Source organism: Methanococcoides seepicolus (assembly GCF_023684405.1).
Taxonomy (GTDB): domain Archaea; phylum Halobacteriota; class Methanosarcinia; order Methanosarcinales; family Methanosarcinaceae; genus Methanococcoides; species Methanococcoides seepicolus.
This window is the reverse complement of record NZ_JAGSOI010000032.1, coordinates 20,063-30,060: the sequence shown is the minus strand read 5'-3', so window position 1 is coordinate 30,060 and position 9,998 is coordinate 20,063. Positions and strand designations below refer to the sequence as shown.

Genomic DNA, 9,998 nt, shown 5'->3' with positions numbered 1-9,998 from the left:
TAATACGTTTACCTTTGATCTGATAAGTTCCATTACCTACAACATTACCTTTTCCAGTAAGGCCATAGTATTCACAGTCTTCATTAGGACAAGCAACATCATTAAATTTTGGTTTTGGTCCCCGTTTTCCCATGATATATATGTATATGATTCACATTACATAATATCAACTAAATATAGATGGACTACCCTCAATTCCCCATAACGATATTTGATGAAATATAGTCTTTTCAGGAGTGTTGCATTCTTCTCTAATTTTATCTGCTTGTCTAACTCTTCAACGGTCATATGCCGTTCAATAAAGATCCCCTCAGGTCTAACCATGGAACAGTCTATATAACCAATTAGTCTAATAATTTGGGGTTTTAACTATAATCTGCCTTATTAGAATCATTTGATTTGATACTTACTAATTAGTACAAATGTTAATAAAAATATTTTCGTCCACAAAATTAGCGTAACAAATTAATGAAAATCTATTGGGGAAGAAGATCATTGACATGCCTTGTGCTGATTGAAAAAAGCTAAGATTTTCAAAAGGACATTGCATTACATGAAATGCTGATATTTTATCGCCTGTGATGATGAAACCTATAAGTACTGAGGCGAACTACTTTTTATATTATTATTAACCAATATAATTGTTAGCCTATGAGATACATGTTATATACAATAGTCAACATTTTCGATAGCATCCAGAGAGAGAAAATCAAGATAATATTTTGATCTGAGTGGATGCGATCTTCATGGCCGATAAAACAGACATAAAAACAGAATCGTCAAGAACTGGAACAATCGACATCAACCCGAACACTGAAAATGAACGAAAGATCCTTTTTGAAACTTCTAACGGGGAACGGGTATACCTCCAGGATACTTCCATTGTAGTTACTTTCCCGGGAAAGAGACGTACATTGACCACATCCTGGATAAACGGGGGTTGCCAGGAAGACCTAGAAAGCATATTTAATCATAAGGTCCCAACCAAAGGCCGCACTTCCCATGAACTGGAAGGCGGAAGCGTACCCGAATATCTCAAGATTGCAGCATCAAGGCTTGGGCTGGACCATTCCAGGACATCTGGCCTGTTGACCGCAGCGAACATGAGAAATGCAGTCATAAAGACCCGTTCGTTCAGGAGTCTGGAAGTCACTGCAGTCGTTACCGGAGGAATCGAAGTCAATGGTGGCCGAGCCGGTGATCCCGCGTCCTACTATCAGGAAGATGAGAGATATGAGCCTGTGGGTGGCACCATTAATGTCATGCTTCTGATAGGTGCCAACATGCCGCCTTATGCCCTGACAAGGGTATTGATGACAGCCACCGAAGCTAAGACCGCAGCACTGCAACAACTGATGGCATCTAGCCTTTATTCCAATGGTGTTGCCACGGGTTCGGGAACAGATATGATAGCCGTGGTCGTGGATAGCACAAGTTCCATGACACTAACAGATGCAGGAAAGCATTCTAAGCTCGGAGAAATGATCGGCAGGTGCGTTCTGGAAGGGGTTCAGGAAGCAGTAGCTCGCCAGTCAGAACTAACTCCCCTGACACAGCGGGACATGCTGGTAAGACTTGATCGTTTCGGAGTGGATGAGAGCAATTACTGGAAAGTTGCATCCGCAATGGATGGAGACAACAAGAAATCACGCTTTGTAAAGGGTCTTCGGGAAATTTCCTGCAATCCAGCCCTTGTAGGATATGTTTCATCCGTGCTCCACATCATTGATGAGATCACATGGGGACTTATCCCGGAAACTGCCGGCAGGAATGCTGCCCTTGCAATGATGCGTGAGCTTCCACATCTTTTGGGAGCACAGGAAGATGTTCCGGTTGACCTGCTCCTGAGCGAACGTGAATCCATTATTGATAACTGGATCTCTATTACGGCCTGGATAGTCAAGAATGGAAAATGCCCGAACATACATGGTGACAGACAATGAACAAAGAAAACCCTGTTTACCCGTTCAGTGCGATCGTGGGCCAGGAAGCTATGAAAGAAGCCCTCCTGATGAACGTGATCAATCCCTCCATTGGCGGCGTACTTATACGCGGGGAGAAAGGAACTGCAAAATCAACTGCGGCCAGGGCTCTCGCAGACCTCCTGCCGGAAAGAGAGGCGGTTAATGGATGTGTCTATGGCTGTGCATCATCAGATCATGAACACCTCTGCATGGATTGCAGGCAACGTGTTGAGAGAGGGGAGGATATCGTTTTTGAATCACGTCCGATGAGAGTCGTAGAACTGCCCCTTAGTGCTACAGAGGACAGAGTTGCCGGAACCCTTGACATAGAACATGCACTAACCAGTGGGAAAAAACGTTTTGAGCCAGGGGTTCTTGCACGTGCAAATGGAAATATACTTTACGTTGATGAGATCAACCTCCTTGATGACCACCTTGTAGACCTGCTTCTTGATGCTGCTGCAATGGGCATCAATTTCGTAGAAAGGGAAGGTGTTTCCTTTTCACACCCATCGCGTTTTGTAATGATCGGTACCATGAACCCGGAAAAGGCAAATCTGCATATTGAAGTTGGGATAGATAGCGATATTGCATTCTGGGATTGCAGAATCGAAGATGATACGAATCGGTTCGACTCCATAGGGGATCTTGTCCATTTCCTCAGGAATCTCCCGGGAACAGAACAGCAGGACGAAAATAGGGATCATGCTCACCACAGGATCAGAGAATAAGGATGATCTTGCAAACTGTACAACTTTGAATTGCCAATCTGATTAAAAGACCAGACATAAAACGAACACATAAAGGGAAAACATGATACAGATAGCACTTTATGGAAAAGGTGGAATTGGAAAGTCCACCGTTTCAGCAAATCTTTCAGCAGTCCTGGCAGAATCCGGAAAAAAAGTACTCCAGATAGGCTGTGATCCAAAACACGACTCCACCCGCCTCCTTACTAACGGGAACAGCATAACCACCGTGATGGAATATATACGCGACACCCTCCCTGAAGACAGGATCCTGGGCGATATCCTTTTCGAAGGCTACAAGGGGGTTTCCTGTGTTGAAGCAGGCGGTCCTGAACCCGGAGTTGGGTGTGCAGGTAGAGGCATCCTCAGCATGTTCGAATTACTGGACCGGCTTGGCATACATGAAATACCGTTCGATCTGTCACTATACGATGTCCTGGGTGATGTTGTATGCGGAGGTTTTGCAGTACCCCTGAGAAAAGAATACGCGGATGCTGTTTTCCTTGTCACTTCCGGGGAATATATGGCTTTGTATGCTGCCAACAATATCCTGCGTGGAATACTCAATTTTGATGGAAGCTCACCCAGGGTGGCAGGAATAATCCACAATGGCAGAGGATTGGAACACGAAGATGAACGGGTTGATGCATTTGCCAGAGCAGTCGAGTTACCGGTAGTAGCATCAATACCAAGAAGCGAACTTTTTGCAGAGGCAGAAAAACAGGGAAAGACCACATTGGAAGCATTCCCGGATTCTAGTGTTGCAACCGTTTTCCGAAACCTTTCCGAATATATATCAAAGCTAGTCACAGGTTCTAACAAGCTGTACCCCTCTAAACCTCTGGAAAACAGTGAGATGGAAACACTTGTGCTTGGAAGGAATCTACCCGTCATTAAAGCTGACCATACCGGATCTGCTCATGTACCTAAAGCAAGAACAAATGGGAAAGATATTCCTTCGATCCGAAAGAACCTGTATTCTAAAAGTGTCCGAAACAAAGAACCCCTGCATGGCTGTGCTTTTGCCGGCGCAGTGACAGCAACTTCACAGGTGAACGGTTCATTGACAATAATTCACGGTCCCCGAAGTTGTGGTCATATCGTAACCCACTTCCTTTCATCCAATGTGCTCGCAGCAAGATCACGGCATGGAACTAATCTTCTTTGCAAAGGTGAGATTACATCAACTGATATGGGTGAGACCGAATTCATCTTTGGTGGACTGGACGAGCTCAGGAGTAAACTTGAAGAAGCCGCCTCCCAGGGCTGGGAAATTGTATTTCTAGTAACGACCTGTCTTGCAGGTCTTATTGGAGATGATCTTGAGACAGCCGTATCAATAGTACATGAGGAATACCCCGGAACAAAGATAATACCTGTACCTGTGGACGGAAACCTTGCAGGTGATTTTGCACAGGGGCTTGTAGAAGGCTGGAAAATGATCTCGGAACTAATAGATAATGATGTATCTCCTGAAAAGGGATTGGTCAATATAGTGGCAGAGAAGAACCTATCCGACAATGTTGAAGTTAATTTCCAGACAATCGAATCCCTCCTTGGTGAAATAGGATGGAAGGTGAACTGCCGGTTCCTCAACAGTACGACCATTGATTCGATACGTCAGTTCAAGAAAGGTGCGATAAATATACTTGCAAAGAAAGATGATTCAAGCCAGCTTGTAAGGGATCATCTTGAGGACCGCTTTAATGCCTCTTTTGCAGATATGAACTTCCCGATAGGATTTAATGAGACATCAAAATGGCTGGAAGAACTTTCCCAACTGAGTGGAAGGGAAAATGATGCACAGTTGATCATTGAAAAAGAGAAGCAGATATACGATGCTGAAATGGCGTGCTTGCGTCCTCTCCTTCAGGGTAAAAAAGTACTGATAAATACATACAGTCGGACCATTGACTGGTTACTTGACGTTATCTTCGATCTTGGAATGGATGTTCTAAAGATAGGACTCCTTCATTCATCGGCAGAGGAAGGTTTTTCCAGCAAATATGCAGGAAAGGTCCATGTGGAAGATAATTATACTGCACAACAAAGAGACAGGGACATATTGGAACATAGACCACATCTTGTTCTTTCAAACTATCCTCCAATGTTCGCCTCGGATGGCGTACACTATGACTCGATCCCCTTCTGTCCGGAAGTGGGTTTCAGGAATGATATTTTCATGGCACAAAGATGGAGCCGTTTGTTGAGACTCCCTGAGATAGAAGGATGGAAAAATGACGGAGAGGTGATAAGATGACATTCATTCCAGATGCTTTGACAGGTTCCATTTTTGCAGTGGAAAGTATTGAAGATTGCTGCGTAGTACTGAACAGTCCGACAGGATGCAAATTCTACCATGCACATATCTCGAACCAGCAATATCCAAGGGAATCGTCACTTGATCCGCTCTCTTTTGCAGAAGAGTTCTATTTTGGACAACCACGTGTCCCCTGCACCTATCTTGACGAGGATGATTATGTGGCAGGTTCATCGGAAAAGCTGTTAAGCATCCTTCCAAACGTGGCACCCAGACAAAAGGGACCCGTGGTGGTGATCAACTCACCGGGTGCAACCTTGATCGGGGATAATCTCAAATACACATTCAAGGAAACGGGACTTGAACAACAATGTGTGGCCGTCGAAAGTGTGGATTTCTCACGCCCGGCACCTGAAGGTTTTGAAAAAACATTGCTGGAGATATTGAAAAAATATGTCTCAAATCCCGGCAGAAGTTCATCAGAAAAAGTGAATATCATAGGACTTTCCGTTTCACACAAGCACTGGGAAGGGACAATCAAAGAAATAAAAAGGCTTCTGGAACTTATGGGAATTGAGGTCGCTACTGTGATTCCCGCTGGTTGTACTATCGATGAGATCAAAGCTTCATCCGGGGCATCTTTTAACATTATCCTGTGTGCAGAATACGGACTTCAGGCTGCAAAATGGTATGAACAGGAATTCGGAATACCCTATGTATTGTGTCCTCATGGAGCACCTGTGGGATTTGATGCTACCATCTCATTCCTAAATTCAATAGCTGAAAAAATGAATGTTGATGCATCCAGAGCACTGGAAGACATATCCCAGGCCAGGAAGACCGCTTACAGGAAGATCGCAAGATACAATTCACTTACAGGCCTCCCGAAAGGTGCTACATTTTCAATTCAAGCGGACAGTTCCCTGGCACTCCCGCTGACCAAATGGCTTTATTATTACCTTGGAATGGCACCCATGGCAGTAAAGATACTTCCAGGAGGGAACCCTGAATATGAAAAGGCCCTTTGCGATTTTATGGAAGACATCGGTTTTACTGATGAGTGGGATATTTTCCCCGGAGATCAGCCGGTAGATATTGCGATCGCAGATGGTCATACCGTAGAATCATTGCGCAACCAGAATATGTGCAGGAATGGAATTGAGATAGCCCTTCCGGCTGGTGAATATCTGGACATGGTCCAAAAAACATACATGGGTACAACAGGTGCCCTCATGATCCTTGAAGAAGTGCTCAACGGCATACGCATGTTATCTTAAAAGAATAGATGTCTCATTTATATAATTATACATAACATAATAAAAAATTTCATATAGTATGTATTCCAGACATATAGTTGAAAATTATAATCTATTGATATGGATTTAAATTTTTGAAAAGTAAATATGGAGATCGGTAAAATGACAGAGATTAATCCAGGACATGGCGCTCCTAAAGAGGATAAGGGAGCAGTTGTTGCAGTAATTGAAGGGACAACATCACCAGAATGTGATGAATTTGTGAACAAATATGTCTCAAAAATGAAGGAAACCTATCCAGATGTAGAGTTCAGGCTTGCGGTCACTTCAGATGTCATAAGGAAAGTTCTTGCAGAGCAGGGTGAAAGAAAAAGCAGTGTTCTTGGTGCACTGGCAGGTTTGATCGATGATGGTTATTCACAGATAGTTGTACAACCATTGTATATCACCCCAGGTAATGCTTTGCATTCTATCTATCCGGTAGTTTCTGGCATTAACAAGCTTGTTGGTCCACACGGGATGCTGGATATCGGCGGAGTGCTTATCAGCAACCCACTTCTCCTGAAAGCAGAAGATTACAGGAATGTTGCAGATGCATTGGCCTCCATATTCAATGATGGCACGGTTGTACTTGTGGCATCTAATGAAGAAGGTAACGCTAATCCAACATTATGTCAGTTACAGATGGTTCTGGATGAGATCACCGGGGGACGCATAGTCATTGCTGCAAACAATGGTTATCCGGGTATTGAACAGGTCAAGAACCGACTTGCACATATTAATGCCGAAAAGGTCACACTTGCACCTTTCACCATTGTAGCCAACTATCATGCAAAGAAGGACGTCTATGGGGACAAGGAATCATCATGGAAGAACGTACTGGAAGCAGCAGGTCATGATGTAAGGGTAGATGAAAGGGTCCTTGGAAAAGAAGATGCTATTCTCGACCTTTTTGTTGAACAACTAAAACAGACAGCAAAAAGCCACAACTTCCTTTGAGATTAATGAAAGGGTATCCAGCGAATGCAGATCAATGCATTCGTCTTTTGATACCCTTCCATAAATACCATGATATGCAAAATTGATGTATTTCCCACATTCACTTAGTAGATATATCTAATCTGCATAAATTATTTCGTTTTCACGATCTGCTTTTATGAAGATAACCTCTGAAAAGGAAGTCTCCGATCGTTTGAAAACTCTGATTTTAAAATATATTCTGTGAATGATAACATGAAGATTGTAAGCATTGGATCAGGAACTGGCGGCAACCCATCCCTCTCAAGAGCTGCTGTGACACTTCAAAGTGAAGGTATTGATGTTGAACTTTTCAGTTATACATCTGAAGATGTTGACGGAGATGAAAGGTCCTTTCAGCAAATGCTAAACCACGTTAAAGAAGCCGACCTGATCTTACTGATACTGCATGGCGGAATCCCATATTTTAAGAAATTTCCGCGTTTAAGAGAATACTTTGAGCAGACCGGATCTCCGGTTTTCATCCACAGCGAGATCCTTGAAGAATCTCTCGAACTAAGGCCATATTTCGGACTTTCTGATGAAGAATACAAACTCATCGATATGTTCATACAGCTTGGTGGTGAAACGAATTCCAGAGGCTTGATACTCCAGGCCTGCAAACACATTGCGGGGATGGATGTTGAAACGATCGAACCCGTTCGTCCAAGGATCGAAGGACTATATCACCCGAAACATCCTGACATACTGGACCTTGAGGACCATCTTGCCAGAATGGATCCGGAATTGAAACGTATGCAAGTAAAATGTACATACGCAATAAATAGAATTCCAAAATGAATATTTGAACTTTATCGACGATGTATGAATATGATTACTGGAACCAGAATGTAAAGAATTATCTTTTTATTTCAAATAATCCTTACGAAAATTTGACTCTCTTTTTATCAAGAATAAGAAGGAAGGGGGCTTTTAACCCCGTGATTTGGAGCCGTCGGGGGGATTTGAACCCCCGGCCTGCTGATTACGAATCAGCCGCTATACCGCTAAGCCACGACGGCACTTCAATCTTACATCTAATAAGGATTTTATGATATAACCATTTCGCCCAGATCAGCTAACACGGACCTCGATACATACATTATACTGATGTGGGGCATACGATCTCACAGTCCTGCATTCCAGAACTTCTATATCACGGCCCGCTTTCTCAGCAGCATTTGAAATAAGCTTGATAGAACTATCATAGAGATCGTCCTCGTGGGTCATACCATAATAGTGAATGACACCACCTGAAGCGGTTACAAATATAGCGGCATCAAGAAAAGCATCCGCACTGTGAGGGAGGTTCATGATCACATGATCGCCTATGCCTTCGTTATTTCTTACGATCTCATTGGCATCGCCTTCAATGACCTCGACATTATCAACAGAATTGAGCATTACGTTCTCTTTAAGGAAATGAATTGCATCTGGATTCTTATCCATAGCAATTACCATCTTACATTTTTTTGCAATAGGGATACTATAAGGCCCGACACCTGCGAACATATCCACCACCACATCATTCTCACCCACCTGTGAAACAATGCGCTGGCGCTCAGTAGAAAGCCGGGGAGTAAAATAAGCGCGTGAAAGATCAACATGATATTTACAGCCATGGTCCTTGTGTACAGTATCGGTACGACCATCCCCAGCTATCACTTTGAACCTGCGGGTCCGGAACTCGCCTTCAACCGCTGAAATCACACCAAGTACGGTCTTTACGTGGCGATGGATTTCCAGAAGAGCCTTTCCGATCTTCTCAGCATCGGCTTCATCAGCTTCGATGAGTGCAATGTCACCCACCACCTCATACGAAGGAGTAAAACCAAGAATATCCTCAAGCGTCAGGAACTTGTCATGGGACTCGAACTCCCGCTCGTCCTGTCGTGCTTCTTTTGGCAAAAGCGCCATCTCCTCAGAAGAGAGCATTCTGGAAAGCGGAAGGCACAGATCGGCATCCACCGAAACTATTTTCAGACCCTTATCAAGCAGGTCAAGCTCCAGAATTACCTTTCTAACGGGTTCACCTTCATTCTTCGGGATCAAAATACATGGATGTTTCAAAGCTATATCTCCTAACGATCAAAATACCTCATCCAATGGCGAACCAGCCACCGAACAATATCAGGAATATCCCGCATGATACAAGAATTTGCTTGTATGTCCTTTGGGAGAACATCCCTCTGCCCCTGCTAAAGGAAAGCGACACGGCAGTGAACCAGCCAAGGTCTGCGAGCCAGTGACCAATGATGAAGAATACAACCGCCAACATTCCAATTTTATAACTTTCAAGTACAAGAGCACTTCCCGCTGCCAGCCACCAAATCCAGAAGTAAGGATTTGAAGCGGATGTGACAATGCCGGCGACCAGTGAGTTCGATGGCACTTTATCTTGCGATTGTGGATCATACGACGTTTTTCGTGCACCCATGATGGTCATTATGCCAAAAATCACCAGTGCCAGACCACCGGCCACTGAGATAAATGCCATCTCCTGCTCACCTATAAGAGCGGTCAGTCCGAAAAGAATCAGAACGAGCACCACAGTTTCAATTATCGCATGGCCAAGAAATACCTCAGGCCCTGCCCTCCAGCCTTTTTTCAGGGTGCCATCAATGGTCACGAAAAGCATAGGTCCCGGCACAAGAGCACCAGTAAGTGCTACGATGAAACCAATGGAAAACATCTTGAAAAGTTCCAGCATGAGCATAGAGATACAATGGTCCTATATAAGTAAGACGATATA

Annotated in this window: 8 protein-coding genes, 1 tRNA gene and 1 pseudogene; 6 read left to right on the top strand and 4 right to left on the bottom strand. The window is 43.8% G+C overall.

Annotation, left to right across the window (positions count from 1 at the left end):
- Window positions 1-133: pseudogene (locus KDK67_RS14665) on the bottom strand (IS1 family transposase); the annotation flags it as partial.
- A gap of 613 nt (window positions 134-746) precedes the next feature.
- On the opposite strand from KDK67_RS14665, the gene KDK67_RS08635 reads away from it, so the two are divergent.
- From KDK67_RS08635 to KDK67_RS08610, 6 genes are all read left to right on the top strand, one after another.
- Window positions 747-1,943, top strand: coding sequence for an adenosylcobinamide amidohydrolase (locus KDK67_RS08635; RefSeq protein ID WP_250868392.1), 1,197 nt, complete (start codon window positions 747-749; stop codon window positions 1,941-1,943).
- A complete protein-coding gene (locus KDK67_RS08630) occupies window positions 1,940-2,695 on the top strand; it encodes a magnesium chelatase ATPase subunit I (protein WP_250868391.1) in 756 nt (251 codons plus the stop codon). The genes KDK67_RS08635 and KDK67_RS08630 overlap by 4 nt, the downstream gene beginning before the upstream one ends.
- 82 nt (window positions 2,696-2,777) lie before the next feature.
- Window positions 2,778-4,973, top strand: a complete 2,196-nt coding sequence (locus KDK67_RS08625) for a nitrogenase component 1 (protein WP_250868390.1) — start codon at window positions 2,778-2,780, stop codon at window positions 4,971-4,973.
- Entirely contained in the window at window positions 4,970-6,250 is a 1,281-nt protein-coding gene (locus KDK67_RS08620; protein ID WP_250868389.1) for a nitrogenase component 1, read from the top strand. The genes KDK67_RS08625 and KDK67_RS08620 overlap by 4 nt, the downstream gene beginning before the upstream one ends.
- A 141-nt stretch (window positions 6,251-6,391) precedes the next feature.
- On the top strand, window positions 6,392-7,228 hold the full coding sequence (locus tag KDK67_RS08615) for a sirohydrochlorin cobaltochelatase (RefSeq protein WP_250868388.1): 837 nt from the start codon (window positions 6,392-6,394) through the stop codon (window positions 7,226-7,228).
- 234 nt (window positions 7,229-7,462) lie between these two features.
- Window positions 7,463-8,047 (top strand): hypothetical protein, encoded by a 585-nt coding sequence (locus tag KDK67_RS08610; RefSeq protein WP_250868387.1) that lies wholly within the window; start codon window positions 7,463-7,465, stop codon window positions 8,045-8,047.
- Between the two features lie 146 nt (window positions 8,048-8,193).
- Here the strand turns inward: KDK67_RS08610 and KDK67_RS08605 are convergent.
- The 3 genes from KDK67_RS08605 to KDK67_RS08595 all read right to left on the bottom strand — a co-directional run bounded on the left by KDK67_RS08605 (window position 8,194) and on the right by KDK67_RS08595 (window position 9,956).
- Window positions 8,194-8,268 (bottom strand) — tRNA-Thr (locus tag KDK67_RS08605).
- A 52-nt stretch (window positions 8,269-8,320) separates the two neighbouring features.
- Window positions 8,321-9,316 carry a class I SAM-dependent methyltransferase gene (locus KDK67_RS08600; RefSeq protein WP_250868386.1) on the bottom strand — a complete coding sequence of 332 codons (996 nt, stop codon included), beginning with the start codon at window positions 9,314-9,316 and terminating at the stop codon, window positions 8,321-8,323.
- Window positions 9,317-9,344: 28 nt separating this feature from the next.
- Complete coding sequence (locus tag KDK67_RS08595; RefSeq protein WP_338101252.1) at window positions 9,345-9,956, bottom strand: LysE family transporter; 612 nt, start codon at window positions 9,954-9,956, stop codon at window positions 9,345-9,347.
- Between the last annotated feature and the right edge of the window lie 42 nt (window positions 9,957-9,998).

Excerpts from the sequence above, each read along its gene's own strand:
- KDK67_RS08635 (WP_250868392.1), top strand. The coding sequence starts at position 747 with ATGGCCGATAAAACAGACATAAAAACAGAATCGTCAAGAACTGGAACA.
- KDK67_RS08630 (WP_250868391.1), top strand. The coding sequence starts at position 1,940 with ATGAACAAAGAAAACCCTGTTTACCCGTTCAGTGCGATCGTGGGCCAG.
- KDK67_RS08625 (WP_250868390.1), top strand. The coding sequence starts at position 2,778 with ATGATACAGATAGCACTTTATGGAAAAGGTGGAATTGGAAAGTCCACC.
- KDK67_RS08620 (WP_250868389.1), top strand. The coding sequence starts at position 4,970 with ATGACATTCATTCCAGATGCTTTGACAGGTTCCATTTTTGCAGTGGAA.
- KDK67_RS08615 (WP_250868388.1), top strand. The coding sequence starts at position 6,392 with ATGACAGAGATTAATCCAGGACATGGCGCTCCTAAAGAGGATAAGGGA.
- KDK67_RS08610 (WP_250868387.1), top strand. The coding sequence starts at position 7,463 with ATGAAGATTGTAAGCATTGGATCAGGAACTGGCGGCAACCCATCCCTC.
- KDK67_RS08595 (WP_338101252.1), bottom strand. The coding sequence starts at position 9,956 with ATGCTGGAACTTTTCAAGATGTTTTCCATTGGTTTCATCGTAGCACTT.